The sequence below is a fragment of the Streptomyces sp. NPDC048057 genome (assembly GCF_040653095.1).
Lineage (GTDB): Bacteria > Actinomycetota > Actinomycetes > Streptomycetales > Streptomycetaceae > Streptomyces.
In genome coordinates, this window is record NZ_JBEZNF010000007.1 from 1 (window position 1) to 14,077 (window position 14,077).

Annotated in this window: 15 protein-coding genes; 6 read left to right on the plus strand and 9 right to left on the minus strand. The window is 71.9% G+C overall.

Going from position 1 to position 14,077, the window contains the following annotated elements; genetic code table 11:
- The first annotated feature begins 333 nt into the window (after positions 1-333).
- A complete protein-coding gene (locus AB0E05_RS09530) occupies positions 334-660 on the plus strand; it encodes an STAS domain-containing protein (RefSeq protein ID WP_361961088.1) in 327 nt (108 codons plus the stop codon).
- Here the strand turns inward: AB0E05_RS09530 and AB0E05_RS09535 are convergent.
- The 3 genes from AB0E05_RS09535 to AB0E05_RS09545 all read right to left on the minus strand — a co-directional run bounded on the left by AB0E05_RS09535 (position 657) and on the right by AB0E05_RS09545 (position 3,931).
- On the minus strand, positions 657-1,682 hold the full coding sequence (locus AB0E05_RS09535; RefSeq protein ID WP_361961090.1) for a sigma-70 family RNA polymerase sigma factor: 1,026 nt from the start codon (positions 1,680-1,682) through the stop codon (positions 657-659). The two genes, AB0E05_RS09530 and AB0E05_RS09535, sit on opposite strands and share 4 nt — an antisense overlap.
- Before the next feature lie 74 nt (positions 1,683-1,756).
- Entirely contained in the window at positions 1,757-2,455 is a 699-nt protein-coding gene (locus AB0E05_RS09540; RefSeq protein ID WP_361961092.1) for a L,D-transpeptidase family protein, read from the minus strand.
- 183 nt (positions 2,456-2,638) lie between these two features.
- Entirely contained in the window at positions 2,639-3,931 is a 1,293-nt protein-coding gene (locus AB0E05_RS09545; RefSeq protein WP_361961094.1) for an MFS transporter, read from the minus strand.
- 63 nt (positions 3,932-3,994) lie between these two features.
- Between AB0E05_RS09545 and AB0E05_RS09550 the strand changes: the two genes are divergently transcribed.
- The gene (locus tag AB0E05_RS09550; protein ID WP_361961096.1) at positions 3,995-4,948 is read left to right on the plus strand and encodes a LysR family transcriptional regulator; all 954 of its coding nucleotides are present in this window, start codon (positions 3,995-3,997) and stop codon (positions 4,946-4,948) included.
- A gap of 156 nt (positions 4,949-5,104) precedes the next feature.
- Here the strand turns inward: AB0E05_RS09550 and AB0E05_RS09555 are convergent, their stop codons facing one another.
- Positions 5,105-5,812 carry an alpha/beta hydrolase gene (locus tag AB0E05_RS09555; protein ID WP_361961514.1) on the minus strand — a complete coding sequence of 236 codons (708 nt, stop codon included), beginning with the start codon at positions 5,810-5,812 and terminating at the stop codon, positions 5,105-5,107.
- Between the two features lie 202 nt (positions 5,813-6,014).
- Here AB0E05_RS09555 and AB0E05_RS09560 point away from each other — a divergent pair, with 202 nt between their 5' ends.
- Positions 6,015-7,169, plus strand: a complete 1,155-nt coding sequence (locus AB0E05_RS09560) for an adenosine deaminase (RefSeq protein WP_361961099.1) — start codon at positions 6,015-6,017, stop codon at positions 7,167-7,169.
- 122 nt (positions 7,170-7,291) lie between these two features.
- Positions 7,292-7,648, plus strand: coding sequence for an ATP-binding protein (locus AB0E05_RS09565; protein WP_361961101.1), 357 nt, complete (start codon positions 7,292-7,294; stop codon positions 7,646-7,648).
- Between the two features lie 155 nt (positions 7,649-7,803).
- Here the strand turns inward: AB0E05_RS09565 and AB0E05_RS09570 are convergent, their stop codons facing one another.
- The 5 genes from AB0E05_RS09570 to afsQ1 form a co-directional block, all read right to left on the minus strand.
- Positions 7,804-8,004 (minus strand): PspC domain-containing protein, encoded by a 201-nt coding sequence (locus AB0E05_RS09570; protein ID WP_361961103.1) that lies wholly within the window; start codon positions 8,002-8,004, stop codon positions 7,804-7,806.
- Positions 8,005-8,115: 111 nt separating this feature from the next.
- A complete protein-coding gene (locus AB0E05_RS09575; protein WP_361961105.1) occupies positions 8,116-8,691 on the minus strand; it encodes a VanZ family protein in 576 nt (191 codons plus the stop codon).
- A 168-nt stretch (positions 8,692-8,859) separates the two neighbouring features.
- The gene (locus AB0E05_RS09580; RefSeq protein WP_361961107.1) at positions 8,860-9,501 is read right to left on the minus strand and encodes a hypothetical protein; all 642 of its coding nucleotides are present in this window, start codon (positions 9,499-9,501) and stop codon (positions 8,860-8,862) included.
- The gene (locus tag AB0E05_RS09585; protein ID WP_361961109.1) at positions 9,498-11,063 is read right to left on the minus strand and encodes a HAMP domain-containing sensor histidine kinase; all 1,566 of its coding nucleotides are present in this window, start codon (positions 11,061-11,063) and stop codon (positions 9,498-9,500) included. The genes AB0E05_RS09580 and AB0E05_RS09585 overlap by 4 nt, the downstream gene beginning before the upstream one ends.
- A gap of 58 nt (positions 11,064-11,121) precedes the next feature.
- Positions 11,122-11,799 (minus strand): two-component system response regulator AfsQ1, encoded by a 678-nt coding sequence (afsQ1, locus tag AB0E05_RS09590; protein ID WP_361961111.1) that lies wholly within the window; start codon positions 11,797-11,799, stop codon positions 11,122-11,124.
- A gap of 192 nt (positions 11,800-11,991) precedes the next feature.
- On the opposite strand from afsQ1, the gene AB0E05_RS09595 reads away from it, so the two are divergent.
- Together AB0E05_RS09595 and deoC are read left to right on the plus strand one after the other, a co-directional pair.
- A complete protein-coding gene (locus AB0E05_RS09595; RefSeq protein ID WP_361961113.1) occupies positions 11,992-12,747 on the plus strand; it encodes a SigE family RNA polymerase sigma factor in 756 nt (251 codons plus the stop codon).
- 378 nt (positions 12,748-13,125) lie between these two features.
- A complete protein-coding gene (deoC, locus tag AB0E05_RS09600) occupies positions 13,126-14,073 on the plus strand; it encodes a deoxyribose-phosphate aldolase (RefSeq protein WP_361961516.1) in 948 nt (315 codons plus the stop codon).
- The last annotated feature ends 4 nt before the right edge of the window (positions 14,074-14,077 follow it).

Sequence of the window (14,077 nt, forward strand, 5' to 3'; positions counted from 1 at the left end):
AGAGTTCAGGATCACGGGGAAGGCCGCCCTCATACCCTGCGATCACTCCAAAGAGTGACCACGCGACCAGGCCAGACGTTAAGGATCAAGCTGGGCGTAGGGGGCGGAACTGCGCGAGCAACCCACCCCGGGCCGCAGTGGTCATGGCTCCCGCAGGGGGACGGCGGGTGTGCCAGTAGGGGCGCGGGCGGCGCTGGCGCGGCCCCCCGCCGATGAGAAACCGCGTCCGCCCCGGTCCACCCCGCAGGAGATGTTCGCAGAGCGACGGAACGGGGACCGTGAGCCATGTGCCGTAGTACGCCGACAGCGTCGGAGCCGGAGGAGCGCGACGGCGTGCCCGGTCCGCCGGACGGGCCGGAGCACGTCGTCATACGGATCACCAGGCGGGTGACCGGCAGCGACGTGCTCCTGCTCTGCACGGAACTGGGCGCCCGGATCGACGACCGGTGTCGTGACGGCGGGGAGCCGGTCGACGCGGTGTGCGACGTGGGGGCGCTCCCGGCCGACCTCGCCGCGGTGGAGGCGGTCGCCCGCCTCCACCTCACCGCTCGCCGCCACGGCGCCCGGCTGCGTCTGCACGACGTGCCACCCGAACTGCGGGACCTACTGCACCTCGTGGGCCTCGGCTGCCTCACCGAGACCATCAAGCCGCCCGGTTAGGAGTCCTCCGGCGCCAGCCGGTCCGGGAGGTCGAACATCGGGAACCAACGCGCGGTGTCCAGGAAGGAGTTGATCCCCGCGATCTTGCCGTCCCGGATGTCCATGACCATGAGCGCCCACGGCGTGTGGCCGTTGCCGTCCTCCGCCTGGTGGTAGTGCGCGAAGGCCGGCATTCCGTTGGCCACGGTCGGCACCAGCCGGGACCCGCGGCAGACCGAGCCGACGCCCAGCATCCACCCGACGATGTTCTCGTGGCCCTGGAGCCACAGGTCGTACGGCGGCATGGAGAGCGTGGCGTCGTCGTGCAGGACGGCGGTGAGCGCCTCCATGTCGTACCCCTCGAAGGCGGCCACGTACCGCTCCAGCAGCTCGCGCTGCTCCTCGTCGAGGGGGTCGGCCTGGTCGCTCGGCGCCGGCGGGGACTCGGCGAGCGTCGCCCGGGCGCGCTGCAGGGCGCTGTTCACCGAAGCGACGGAGGTGCCCAGCAGCTCGGCGACCTCACTGGCCTTCCAGGCCAGCACCTCGCGCAGGATCAGCACCGCGCGCTGCTTCGGCGGCAGGTGCTGGAGCGCCGCGACGAACGCGAGCCGGATCGTCTCCCGCTCGACGGCCGTCTCCGCGGGGTCCGCCACCGACGGCAGCACCCGCCCGTCGGGCACCGGCTCCAGCCAGGTGGCCTCCGGGCGGCTGCTGAGCTGCGCCTGCGCGACCGGCGTCGGACCGGTGAGGTCCATCGGGCGGGCCCGGCGCTTGCCCGCGTTCAACATGTCGAGGCAGACGTTCGTCGCGATGCGGTACAACCAGGACCGCAGCGACGAACGCCCTTCGAACTTCTCCATGCTCCGCCAGGCACGCACCATCGTGTCCTGGACGGCGTCCTCCGCCTCGAAGGAGGAGCCCAACATCCGGTAGCAGTAACCGGTCAGCTCGCGCCGGTAACGCTCCAGGTCTTCCTGTGTCGCCGGTGTTGCCTGTGCCGCCTGCGATTCCCTCGCGGTCGCCAGATCGCTCAGCTCGCTCATTGGGGTCCACCCCTGTAACCCATCGGAACCAGTCCTTGGGTCGGGAACCTACAGGAGGGCACTGACAACGCGGCTCAGGTTCCCGGCTTCCGACCGTATACGTACACCTCGTCGCCGTTCTTCAGCAGGTTCCAGTACGCCTTGGCGTCAGCGGGACGCATGTTGACGCAGCCCGCGGAACCCGGCGGGTTGTACATCGACTTGGTCGTCGAGTGGAACGCCTGCCCGCGGTCGAAGAACTGCGCGTACGGCATCTTCACGCCGTACAGCGACGACACGTGGTTGAGGTTCTTCCAGTACACCTTCTTCAGGCCGGTCCGCGTCTCCGCGCCGTCCCGTCCGGTGCGCACCGGAACCGGCCCGTACTTCAGCTTCGACCCGTCCTGGATCCAGGTCAACTGGCGGGTCAGGTCCACACAGGCGATCCGGCCCTTGTTCGTCGGGCACTTCCCCGCCTTGTTCGGGTTGGAGCCGGCCGCGCGCTGCTGGAGGATGGTGTCCATCGTCCGCCAGGTCAGCGGGCCCGCGTACCCGGCGGCCGGGGTGATCCCGTGCTGCGCCTGGAAGGAGCGGATCGCCCGGCAGTCCGCCGTCGACTGCCTGCCGTCGACCGGCCGCCCCAGGAACCGCTCCACCTGCTTCTGGTGCGGCCCCGCGGACGCCGTACAGGCCGACGCCGCCTGGGCGGTGCCCGAGCCGAAGACCACGGCCAACGGAACGACCATGCCCGCGACGCCGAGAACGACCCCCGCGCGTCTGCGTACGTTCTTCATGTGGTGCCCCCCTTTTCCTCTTCGATCGACAGGAACTTCTGGGATTTCCAGCGATCTTCCCCATGGGAGCCGGCCGTTGCACCGGCTCTGATGGGTTGGACGAAGGGGCGGGAGCAGCAGTTGTACAAAAGACGTCTCGGTTTTGCGACAAAGGGCGCCGGCCGTACGGTCCGCGCCGCGGGGTCAGCCGACTGCGCCCCGCGCAGCCGCCCGCGCCGCCGACCAACTCCCGTACCCCGTGATCGACACGACCCCGACGACCGCCAGCAGGCCCAGCGCCACGGTGCCCGCCCAGCCGCCGGAGTGGAAGGCGAGCGCGCCGAGCGCGCCACCGACGCTGCTGCCGACGTAGTACGCGGACTGGTACAGCGCCGACGCCTGCGCCCGACCCGTCGTCGCCGTACGGCTCACCGAGGAGGAGGCGACCGCGTGCCCGGCGAAGAAGCCGGCCGTGATCAGCACCAGTCCGAGCAGCACCGCGGTCAGCGAGTCGGAGAGGGAGAGCAGCAGGCCGGCCGCGGTGGTGACCACGGCGGCGTACAGCGCGCCGCGCCGGCCCATGCGGCCCACCAGCCGGCCGGAGGCCGCGGAGGAGACCGTACCGACGAGATAGACCAGGAAGATCGAGCCGACGACGCCCTCGGGGAGGTCGAAGGGCGCCTCCGTGAGCCGGTAGCCGATCATCGTGTACACCGCGCCGAAGACGGTCATGAAGAGCGCGCCGATCACGTACAGCCGCAGCAGCAGCGGGTTCGCGAGGTGCTCGCGTACGGTCGACCCCAGCGCCTTCGGGCTCAGCGGCGCGGGGGTGAAGCCGCGCGGCTTCGGCAGCAGGAGGCGGAAGACCAGCGCGCCCACCAGCGCCAGCAGGCCCACGGCGGCCAGTCCGGCGCGCCAGCCGCCCAGCTGGGAGGCCCAGCCGGTGACGATCCGGCCGCTCATCCCGCCGATGCTGTTGCCCGCGACGAAGAGCCCGATCGCGGCGATCAGCGCCCGCGGACGGACCTCTTCCGCGAGGTACGCCATGGCGGAAGCGGGCACCCCCGCCAGCGCCGCGCCCTGCACGGCGCGCAGCACCACCAGCGCCTCCAGGCTCGGCGCGAACGGCACCAGCAGTCCGACGGCGACGGCGACGGTCAGGGAGACGGTCATCAGGGTGCGGCGGCCGAAGCGCTCGGAGAGCGCGCTGAGCGGCAGCACGAAGAGGGCCAGTGCGCCGGTCGCCGCGGTGAGGGTCCAGCTCGCCGCCGAGGCCGTCACGCCGAAGTCGGCGGAGACGGCGGGCAGCAGTGCCTGCGTGGAGTAGAGGAGCGCGAAGGCGGCGACGCCCGCGGCGAAGAGCGCGAGGCTCATCCGGCGGTAGCCGGGCAGTCCCGGTGCGAGCGGTTCGGATCGAGGAGTCGGGGGCAGGGGAGGCAGGGACTTCGCGGCGACGGCGCCCACCGGAGTGGACGCCTCGGTACTGGCAGCAGGCATGCCATGAACGTACGGCCGCCTCAACTCATGCGTCCAATGCATGGAACGGCGATAATCGTTCCCATGGTGCATGACCGCAGTTCAGAGAAGTGGCTGTCACACGCTAGTGACACAGAAGACATGTCCATGGTGCTTGCGCCACGCCTGGCGTACTTCGCCGGGGTGGCCCGGCACGAGCACGTGACGCGCGCCGCGCTGGAGATGGGCGTGCCCCAGTCCACCCTCTCGCGCGCCGTCGTACGCCTCGAACAGGACCTCGGCGTCACCCTGTTCGCCCGCAAGGGCCGCACGGTCTCCCTGACGCCCGCGGGCCGGACCTTCCTCGCCTCCGTGGAACGCGCCCTCGGCGAGGTCGAACGCGCCGCGGACGAGGTGCGGGCGGATGCCGACCCGCGTGCCGGGAAGGTCGCGTTCGGCTTTCTGCACACCATGGGCTCGGAAACGGTGCCGGCGCTGCTGCGGGCGTTTCGGGTGGACCACCCCAAGGTGCGGTTCACCCTCGTACAGAACTACGGCGAGGCGATGCTCGGCGGACTGCGCACCGGCGAACTCGACCTCTGCCTGACCTCACCGGTGCCGGACGCGCCCGACCTGGTCGCCCGCCGCCTCGACGAGCAGCGGCTGCGGCTGGTCGTCCCCGACGACCACCGGCTGGCCGGGCGCCGCCGGATCCGCCTGGCGGAGGCGGCGGACGACGTCTTCGTCACCCTGGAACCCGGGTACGGCCTGCGCCGCATCACCGACGCGCTGTGCGCACAGGCGGGCTTCAGCCCCAAGATCGCCTTCGAGGGCGAGGAGGCGGAGACCCTGCGCGGCCTGGTCGCGGCGGGCCTCGGCGTGGCGCTCCTGCCGCCGCCCGCGGTTCCCCGCCCGGGGGTGGTGGAACTGACGGTCACCTCCCCGCGGGCGGTCCGCGAGATCGGCCTGGCGTGGTTGGACGGCCACCCCGACACCCCGCCGGTGGCGGCGTTCAAGAGGTTCCTGCTGAGCCGCCGCGGCCATCTCCTGCCGAAGTAAGAGGGCGGTGGGGCGCGCCGTTGGTTTTCGGGTGCGTCGGCCTCCGCGCCCCGGTGGGTGGCTCGTCGCGCAGTTCCCCGCGTCCCTAAAAGCCCCGCCCTGCGGGCGTGGGGGGACCCCCAAAGCACCCCGGAGGCGAACCGAGCCGCAAAAAGATCAGTGCCGGAGGGACTTGCCGAAGCCTGCCGCCAAGGGCATGCGGAGGCCCAGTGGGGGCGGGGCCGCGAGTGCGTCCGCGATCGGGCGGGCGTAGGGGTGCGGGAACAGGGAACCCCGTACGAAGTCGACCGCCAGCGCCAGCACCTCCGCGTGGTGCTGGCGCAGCGCGTTCCCGTCCGTGTGGACCTCGAACCGGCACGTGTCCCGGTTCGCCTTCTTCGCCCGCTCCGCCAGCCGGTACGACAGGTCGGGATCCGCCCGTGCGTCGTTCGTGCCGTGCACGATCAGGACCTGCCGGCCCACCAACTGCTTCACCGGCTCCGGCACGTCCTCCGCGTCCTGCCGCGGCAGCCAGGGGGCCATCGCCAGGACGGACGTCACCGCCGGATGCCCCGCCGACCGCAGCGCAGCGCGGGCGCCGAGGCCGTGGCCCGCCAGGCACACGGGTATGTCGCCGTAACGGCGGGTGACCTCCGCCAGCGCCCAGTCCGCGTCCGCCGCCGGCCCCGCGTCCGCGCCGTTCCAGCCGCGGCTGCGGTAGTGCACCGGGAACACCACCAGCCCGTCCGAGCGCCCGCCGCGGGCCAGCGCCCGCCCGAGCGGCAGCGCCGCCAGGTGCGCCCGGCGCGAGGGGCCGCGCGTCGACTGGGGCTCGCCGTCCGGCAGCACGAGAACGACGCCGCCGACGCCCGCTCCGCCCACCACGGCGCCCGCGGGCGCTCCGCCCCGTCCGCCGTACGCCCTGCCCAGCCGGGCCCCTCGCTTCGCCGTGGTCGTCGTGCGACCGCTCGTACGCCCTGTCACGACAGCACACTCTCAGAACCCCGGGGGTACGCCACCCGTCCGCACGATCACTGTTACATATCTCCACGGAGCGCTCTACGCGCGTAGGGACTAGAGTGCGCAAATGACGAGCCAGACCCTCATCACGCCCACCACGGACCAGATCCGTCGCGCGCCGAAGGTGCTCCTCCACGACCACCTCGACGGCGGGCTGCGTCCCGGCACGATCATCGACATCGCCCGCGAGACGGGGTACGACGCGCTGCCCGAGAACGAGCCCGACAAGTTGGGCGCCTGGTTCCGGGAGGCCGCCGACTCCGGCTCGCTGGAGCGCTATCTGGAGACGTTCGCGCACACCTGCGCCGTCATGCAGACCCGCGACGCCCTGGTCCGGGTGGCCGCCGAGTGCGCGGCCGACCTCGCCGAGGACGGCGTCGTCTACGCGGAGGTGCGGTACGCCCCGGAGCAGCACCTGGAGGGCGGGCTGACCCTCGAAGAGGTCGTGGAGGCGGTGAACGAGGGCTTCCGCGAGGGCGAGCGCATCGCCCGCGCCGCCGGCCACCGCATCCGCGTCGGCGCCCTGCTCACCGCCATGCGGCACGCCGCCCGCGCCCTGGAGATCGCCGAACTGGCCAACCGCTACCGCGACCTGGGCGTCGTCGGCTTCGACATCGCCGGCGCCGAGGCCGGCTACCCGCCCACCCGCCACCTCGACGCCTTCGAGTACCTGAAGCGGGAGAACAACCACTTCACCATCCACGCGGGGGAGGGCTTCGGGCTGCCGTCCATCTGGCAGGCGCTCCAGTGGTGCGGCGCGGACCGCCTCGGGCACGGCGTGCGGATCATCGACGACATCGAGGTCGACGAGGCCGGCGGCGTCCGGCTCGGCCGACTCGCCTCGTACGTACGGGACAAGCGCATCCCGCTGGAGCTGTGCCCGACGTCCAACCTCCAGACCGGCGCCGCCGACTCGTACGCCGAGCACCCCATCGGGCTGCTGCGCCGGCTGCACTTCCGGGCCACCGTGAACACCGACAACCGGCTGATGTCCGGCACCAGCATGAGCCGGGAGTTCGAGGTGCTGACGGAGACCTTCGGCTACACCCTCGACGACATGCAGTGGTTTTCCGTCAACGCGATGAAGTCGGCGTTCATCCCTTTCGACGAACGCCTCGCCATGATCAATGACGTCATCAAGCCCGGCTACGCCGAGCTGAAGTCCGAATGGCTGTTCAGGCAGACCGCTGTGACCAGCGACTCTGCATCGGCGGAACGCTGATCGTACGAATCCGGGGGCGGCGGGGAACGTCAACAAACCGCCGCCCCGGGGTGTTTGCCACGCCCTCGGACCGGTGGCTAGCTTGCGGAGCCGCTCCTGTTCCCGTTACGAGGACGACCCTGATGAAGCAGTCCGCAGTCAAGACCCTCGGTGTCACCGCGCTCGGCGCAGCCTTCGCGGCTGCCGCCGCGGGCACCGCCGCTGCAGCTCCCGCCGCGCTCCCCGCGGCGCCTTCGCTTGACACCGTCACCAGCGTGGTGCCGGTGCAGGACACCCTCACCCAGCTGCCCACTGGCGCGCCCGACTCGCTGAGCGGTGCGCAGAACGCCCTCACCGAGAGCGCGAGCACCCTTCCCGGCACCCTCCAGGGCGCGGGCGAGCGCGTGCTCGGCGGCAAGGGCATCGGCGGCGGCGACCCGGTCTCCGGCCTGCTCGGCGGGCTGCCGGTGGGTGGCCTCACGGGCGGCGGTCTCGCCTGATCCCGGAGACCTGGTGACCCCGGTCGCCCGGTGATCCGGGTGATCCCGGAAGAACCCTCTCCCGCCGTCCCTTCCCCGTGAACGGCAGGCCGACGGGGCGGGTGCGCGCCACAGTGCGCGTGCCCGCCCCGTTCGTCCGTCCAGGACGCTTGGCGTCACCAGGCGGTCGACGCGGTCTTCTCCGCCGGCAGGAAGATCCAGAGCGCGAGATAGACCAGGAACTGGGGTCCGGGCAGCAGACACGAGGCGACGAAGACGACGCGCATCGTGGTCGCGGAGGTGCCGAAGCGCCGCGCCAGCGCCGAGCACACCCCACCGATCATGCGTCCCTGACGCGGGCGGACAAGTGCGGCCATGGTGGGCTCCTTAGCGAGTCGACGAGACGATTCGGTGAGAGCCGGTACCGCTTCGAGTACCGGTGTTCCGATGACTCCATCGTCGCCGCCCGAAGCGGGCAAAGCGTCGCTCTACGGGGCGATCCCGACCCTGGGAATCGTCGGGGTCGAGCCCTGAGCCACGTCATCCGCAGGAACGGGACGGGCCACGACCTCCTCACGACCCGGCGGGGCGCCGGGTGCGAGCAGCCGACGGCGCAGCCGGGCGCGGGTCACCGGGACGACCAGCAGGTGCGCCAGCGCGACGCCGGCGCTGTTCAGCAGAAGCGAATCCACGTCCATCACGCGGCCGGCGATGCCGGTCTGCAACAGCTCGATGCCGAGCGAGATCAGCGCGCCCGCGGCGACGGTGCGCACGAGCGACCCCAGCGTCGAAGCGGTGAGGCTGCCGCCGGCCATCGGCAGCAGGACGCCGAGCGGGGCGAGCAGCGCGAGCGCGCCGCCGATGCGCTGGGCGGCCTCCATCGGGCCGAGCGCGAGGCTCGCCTCGATCCCGGCGAAGGGCTCCAGATTGGCCGCGGCGACCCAGGGGACGTCGAGGGGGCGCAGCGTGAGCCATCCGACGAGCAGCAGGTGCGCGAAGAGGAGGAGGCCGCCTGCTGCACGGAAGCGGATGGCGGTGTTGCCGCCCTTACCTTGACGCTGCACGACTCACAAGACGCCGCCCCGGCGTGTTCCGGTTCCCGGTTGCACGCGCTGCTTCTCACGCCCCTTCGGGCAGCGGCGCGTGCGCCCCTGCCCGGGGTGGCCGTGCCCGCCCTTCCCCGTGGCCCGGCGGGACGTGCCCCTGGGTGTGTGTGGGGCAGTCCCAGGGGCTCAGGACGGTGAGGGCGTGCGCGTGGGGAGAGGGGACCTGGGGCGGGATTTGGACTCGGGAGGGCAGTCGTACGTGCGGGGGGCGTACGAACCGGGGCCGCCCAGGAGGACCGCGCCGTCCAGCACGCCCACCCGGTTCTCCGCCAGCGTGCAGACGAGCTGCGACAGGGACTGGGGCTCCAGGTCCTCCGGCTGGCGGCTCAGGCGGAGGGTCGCCGAGGGGTCGCCGGCGCGGGCCGTGGTGATCGTCATCGGCTTCGGGACGTGCGTCGAGAAGCCCGCCTCCTGCTCCGCGTCCGACGGTTCCCGCTGCAACTCCGCCAGCACCGCCCGCGCCACCTGGAGCGCGCCGCGGGCCGGGGCGCCGGAGCTCGTCGTCGGGGCCTGCGCCGTGCGGTCGACGGCGACCAGTTGCGAGCCGCACACCAGGTAGATCCGTACCGGGACCACCTGCGGATGCACCTGGTCCACGGCGCCCCCGCTCACCTCGCACGGCACCCGCGACGGCGCGGGACCGCCGTCGACCGGCACCTGGGTGGGGCGGATGCCGCAGCCCGTGAGCACCAGCGCGCCCACCAGCAGGGCGCACCAGGCGTACGTCCGCCGGCCCCGGCCGGCCCCGTCGCCGACTGCTTGCGTCACCGCACACCTTCCTCTCCGGGCTCCGGGTCCTGGCCGTCGGCGTCGGGGTTCGGAGCATCGGGCCGCGGGAGCCGCAGCACGAACACCGCGCCGTCGCCGTCCGGCGAGTTCGCGGCCGTGATGGTGCCGCCGTGGATGTGCGCGTTCTCCACCGCGATGGAGAGCCCGAGCCCGCTGCCCTCGGACCGCGGCCGGGACGCGCTCGCCTTGTAGAAGCGGTCGAAGACGTGCGGCAGCACGTCCTCGGGGATGCCGGGGCCGTGGTCCCGCACCTCGATCACCAGCTCACCGCCGGTGTTCTCGCGCGAGGTCGCGCCCGTCGCCGGGTCCACCGCGCGCACCGACACCCGCACCGGGGAGCCGCCGTGCTTGAGCGCGTTCCCGATCAGGTTCGCCAGGATGACGTCGAGGCGCCGCGGATCCAGCCGCGCCATGATGCCGCGCTCCGCGTCCAGCTCCACCGCGTCCAGCCACGCCCGGGCGTCGATGCAGGCCGTGACCTGGTCGGCGACGTCCACCGTGTCCAGGACGACCTTGGCGGTGCCCGCGTCGAAGCGGGTCACCTCCATCAGGTTCTCCACCAGGTCGCCCAGCCGCCGGGTCTCGCTCACCACCAGGTTCACCGCGGGCGCGATCATCGGGTCGAGGTTGTCGACCTCGTCCTCCAGCACCTCCGTGACCGCGGTCAGTGCGGTCAGCGGCGTGCGCAGCTCGTGGGACATGTCCGCGACGAAGCGCCTGCTGGACTCCTCCCGCGCGCTCATGTCCGCGACCTGCTTCTCCAGGGACTCCGCGGTCTTGTTGAAGGTGCGCGCCAGCTCCGCGAGTTCGTCCGTGCCCGAGACCCGCAGCCGGGTGTCGAGCTGGCCCTCGCCGAGCCTGCGGGCCGCGTCGCCGAGCCGGCGCACCGGCTTGAGGACCGTCGTCGCCGCGGCCTGCGCGAGCAGCGCCGAGCCGGCCAGCGCCAGCGCGGTCGCGATCCCGAGCGACCAGGCCAGGGTGTTGAGGTCCTTGCTCTCCTGGTCCAGCGACTTGAACAGGAAGCCCGTGGGACCGCCGTTGACGATCTTGGTGCCGCCGACGAGGTACGGCTTGCCGTCGCGCTCGACGCGCTGCCAGTACAGGTGGTACGGGGCGGAGTTGCCCGCGCCCGTCTCCTGTCGCTTGCCCACCTGGTCGCGCAGCCGCTGCGGCACGTCGTCGTAGGTGAACTCGTCCGGGTCGGACGCCCCGGCCACCGGCTTGCCCTTGGCGCGCTCCCCGATCAGGAGCACGTTGTACCCCGCCTTGCCGTGGCTCATCTGCTCGGCCGCGGCCTGGAGTTCCTCCTGGGTCGCGTTCAGCGGCAGCGTCGCCGCCTGGCCTTGCATCTGCCCGCGGAAGTCGTCGATCGCCGAGTCCTGCGTACGGGTCAGCACCGCTTCGCGGTTGAGCCAGTACGCGATGCCGGACGCCGACACGGCGGCGGTCAGCGCGACCACGGCGAAGACGACCACGAGCCGCAGTCGCAGACTCGTCCAGCGCAGCCCGGTGCGTATGAAGCGTCGTGCGGTACGGCTCACCGAGCGGCACCCGTACGGAAGCGGCCCGGCGGGAAGAACGGTCGCAGGGGCGGTCGGATCACTGAGGGACGTCCAGTCGGTAACCCACGCCCCGGACCGTGCGGATCAAGGTCGGGGACGAGGGCACGTCCTCCACCTTCGCCCGCAGCCGCTGCACGCAGGCGTCCACCAGCCGGGAGTCCCCGAGGTAGTCGTGTTCCCACACCAGCCGCAGCAACTGCTGCCGGGACAGGGCCTGTCCCGGTCTGCGGCTCAGTTCCAGCAGGAGTCTCAGCTCGGTCGGCGTGAGCTGGAGGTCGTCGCCGTTCTTGGTGACCGTCATCGCCGAGCGGTCGATGACCAGCGATCCGAAGGTCGCCGAGTCCGTGGCCTCGCGTTCGCCGCGGCGCAGCACCGCACGGATGCGGGCGTCCAGGACGCGGCCCTGGACGGGCTTGACCACGTAGTCGTCGGCACCGGACTCCAACCCCACGACGACGTCGATGTCGTCGCTGCGCGCGGTCAACAAGATGATCGGCAACTGGTCGGTACGGCGGATGCGACGGCACACCTCGAAGCCGTCGATCCCGGGCAGCATGACATCCAGCACGATCAGATCGGGCCGCTGCTCGCGGAGCAGTTTCAGGCCGTCCTCGCCCGTCGCCGCGGTGGCCACACGGTGGCCCTGGCGCGTCAGGGAGAGTTCGAGGGCCGTGCGGATGGCGTCGTCGTCCTCGATCAGCAACAGGAAAGGCACGGGGGTCATTCTGACCCATGGGCGTCCCGGAGTTCGACCGGTGCACCGGTCGCTTCCCGCGGGGGCCCTGTGACAGGTCTGTGACAGTCGGCGGACACCTCGATGAAATCGCCTCGGCAAGCTTGTGGTCATCGCCGACGGCAGGATGCGAAAGGCGGGGAAACCCAGACACCACTCGACGGGGGGCGCGAGATGAACACGCTGCACAGCACCACCTCAACCGCTGTTGTCACGCGCCTCCACGACATGACCCGGGCCGCCGACCGCGCCGGCGTCGCGACCGGACGGGGCTGCGCCCGCAGCACCGCCCGCCCGCACAAGACGGCGTCGTACATGACGGTCGTCGACGTGACCGGCGCCGCCGCCGCGAACGAGTCGGTGGAGCCGACCGCGACCAAGGGGACGACGGCGAGTGCGCAGTCGCTCACGGAGGCGGAGTTCACCGCGTACGTCCAGGAGCGCCGCTCCTCGCTGTACGCGACGGCCTACCACCTCACGGGTGACCGGTTCGAGGCGGAGGACCTGCTGCAGAGCGCGCTCTTCTCCACCTACCGGGCCTGGGAGCGGATCAGCGACAAGGCGGCCGTGGGGGGCTACCTCCGTCGCACCATGACCAATCTGCACATCAGCGCCTGGCGCCGGCGCAAGCTCAACGAGTACCCGACGGAGGAGCTGCCGGAGACGGCGAGCGACACCGACGCGATGCGGGGGACCGAACTGCGGGCCGTGCTGTGGCAGGCGCTCGCCCGGCTGCCCGAACTCCAGCGCACGATGCTGGTCCTGCGCTACTACGAGGGCCGCACCGACCCGGAGATCGCGGAGATCCTGGACATCAGCGTCGGCACGGTGAAGTCCAGCATCTGGCGCTCGCTGCGCCGGATGCGGGAGGACGAGGCCCTGAGCTTCGGCCGTGACATGGAGGAGTCCTTCGGCGAGCTGGTGGCCTGAAGGCGACGGGGGAACCCCGCGGGGGAAAGTGCGGGGAGCACGAGGGGGGAACCACGGGGACACGGGGGAATCCGGGCGCCTTGCTTCGGGGGAAGCGGCGTTCGGTCGGGGGACACGGGGTCGGGGGGATCTCGTGGCCACCACACGGGGGAACAGGGTTCGTGGGGGACCCTTCGAGCGGGGCTGGACGGGCCGGGGGGTCTTGTCTGGCCCCGCTCCCTTTTTCCCTTCGGCCCCCTTCATGCTTTTCTCTCCCTTCTGCCCTCCTTCTCGTCTTCGCGGCTCAGCCCCCTCCCTCCGGTCTCCGGCCCGCTCCCCGCTCTCCGGTGACTCCCCTGTACAGGCTGCTACGCGCGTAGATATGCTCTCGTGGTGACCATGCCCCGCATCACCTCCGCCCTCGCCGACGTGACCGCGTCCGACCAGGCCCTTCGCCGGTTCCTCCACGGGCTGCCCGGCGTCGACCCCGTCGGACTCGAAGCGCGTGCCGCCTCCCTCGGGACCAGGTCGATCAAGACGTCCGCCAAGGCGTACGCCATCGACCTGGCCGTCTCGATGATCGACCTCACCACCCTGGAAGGCGCGGACACCGCCGGCAAGGTCCGGTCCCTCGCCGCCAAGGCCGTGCGGCCCGACCCCGCCGACCGGACCGCGCCGTCGACCGCCGCCGTCTGCGTCTATCCGGACATGGTGGCCACCGCGAAGGAGGCGCTGGGCGGCGCCGACGTCAAGGTGGCGTCCGTCGCCACCGCCTTCCCCGCGGGCCGCGCCGCCCTCGGCGTGAAGCTCGCGGACACCCGGGACGCGGTCGCCGCCGGGGCCGACGAGATCGACATGGTCATCGACCGCGGCGCCTTCCTCGCGGGCCGCTACCTGAAGGTGTTCGAGGAGATCGTCGCCGTCAGGGAGGCCGCGGGCCCGGCCCGGCTGAAGGTCATCTTCGAGACCGGCGAGCTGTCCACGTACGACAACATCCGCCGCGCCTCCTGGCTCGGCATGCTCGCCGGCGCGGACTTCATCAAGACCTCGACCGGCAAGGTCGCGGTCAACGCCACCCCGGCGAACACCCTGCTGATGCTGGAGGCCGTCCGCGACTTCCGGGCGCAGACCGGCGTGCAGGTGGGGGTGAAGCCCGCGGGCGGCATCCGCACCAGCAAGGACGCGGTGAAGTTCCTCGTGCTGGTGAACGAGACCGCCGGCACGGACTGGCTGGACCCGCACTGGTTCCGCTTCGGCGCCTCCAGCCTGCTCAACGACCTGCTGATGCAGCGCCAGAAGCTGGCGACCGGCCGCTACTCCGGCCCCGACTACGTAACGGTGGACTGAGCCC

Coding starts and splice junctions, on each gene's coding strand:
- AB0E05_RS09535 (WP_361961090.1), bottom strand. CDS start 1,682: ATGAGCGAGCTGAGCGATCTGGCGACCGCGAGGGAATCGCAGGCGGCA.
- AB0E05_RS09540 (WP_361961092.1), bottom strand. CDS start 2,455: ATGAAGAACGTACGCAGACGCGCGGGGGTCGTTCTCGGCGTCGCGGGC.
- AB0E05_RS09545 (WP_361961094.1), bottom strand. CDS start 3,931: ATGCCTGCTGCCAGTACCGAGGCGTCCACTCCGGTGGGCGCCGTCGCC.
- AB0E05_RS09550 (WP_361961096.1), top strand. CDS start 3,995: ATGGTGCATGACCGCAGTTCAGAGAAGTGGCTGTCACACGCTAGTGAC.
- AB0E05_RS09560 (WP_361961099.1), top strand. CDS start 6,015: ATGACGAGCCAGACCCTCATCACGCCCACCACGGACCAGATCCGTCGC.
- AB0E05_RS09565 (WP_361961101.1), top strand. CDS start 7,292: ATGAAGCAGTCCGCAGTCAAGACCCTCGGTGTCACCGCGCTCGGCGCA.
- AB0E05_RS09570 (WP_361961103.1), bottom strand. CDS start 8,004: ATGGCCGCACTTGTCCGCCCGCGTCAGGGACGCATGATCGGTGGGGTG.
- AB0E05_RS09595 (WP_361961113.1), top strand. CDS start 11,992: ATGAACACGCTGCACAGCACCACCTCAACCGCTGTTGTCACGCGCCTC.
- deoC (WP_361961516.1), top strand. CDS start 13,126: ATGCCCCGCATCACCTCCGCCCTCGCCGACGTGACCGCGTCCGACCAG.